This is a genomic window from Proteiniclasticum sediminis, from assembly GCF_018128025.1.
In the GTDB taxonomy this organism is placed as follows: domain Bacteria; phylum Bacillota; class Clostridia; order Clostridiales; family Clostridiaceae; genus Proteiniclasticum; species Proteiniclasticum sediminis.
Genome location: NZ_JAGSCS010000076.1, coordinates 1 through 593, shown reverse-complemented (window position 1 = coordinate 593; position 593 = coordinate 1). Strand labels below are relative to the sequence as shown.

1 rRNA gene is annotated in these 593 nt (G+C 49.1%); it reads left to right on the top strand.

The features are described 5' to 3' along the window. Window positions 1-593 (top strand): 23S ribosomal RNA (locus KCG48_RS14610); the annotation flags it as partial.

The following is a 593-nucleotide window of genomic DNA, read 5'->3' as shown; positions in this document are numbered from 1 at the left end:
GCCAACGAGTTACGATATGCAGCAAGGTTAAGCACTTTAGGTGCGGAGCCGAAGGGAAACCGAGTCTTAAGAGGGCAATTAGTTGCATGTCGTAGACCCGAAACCGGGTGACCTATCCATGGCCAGGTTGAAGCGAGAGTAAAATCTCGTGGAGGACCGAACCAAACTGGTGTTGAAAAACCATGGGATGAGCTGTGGATAGCGGAGAAATTCCAATCGAACCCGGAGATAGCTGGTTCTCCTCGAAATAGCTTTAGGGCTAGCGTCGGATATGAGTGATGGAGGTAGAGCACTGAATGGGCTAGGGGGCATATCGCTTACCGAACCTTATCAAACTCCGAATGCCATACACTATAGAGTCCGGCAGTCAGACTGTGTAAGATAAGTTTCATAGTCAAAAGGGAAAAAGCCCAGACCGTCAGCTAAGGTCCCCAAGTATAGGTTAAGTGGAAAAGGATGTGGGATTTCTAAGACAACTAGGATGTTGGCTTAGAAGCAGCCACTCATTAAAAGAGTGCGTAATAGCTCACTAGTCGAGAGATCCCGCGCCGAAGATGTCCGGGGCTAAAACCTATCACCGAAGCTACGGGTGG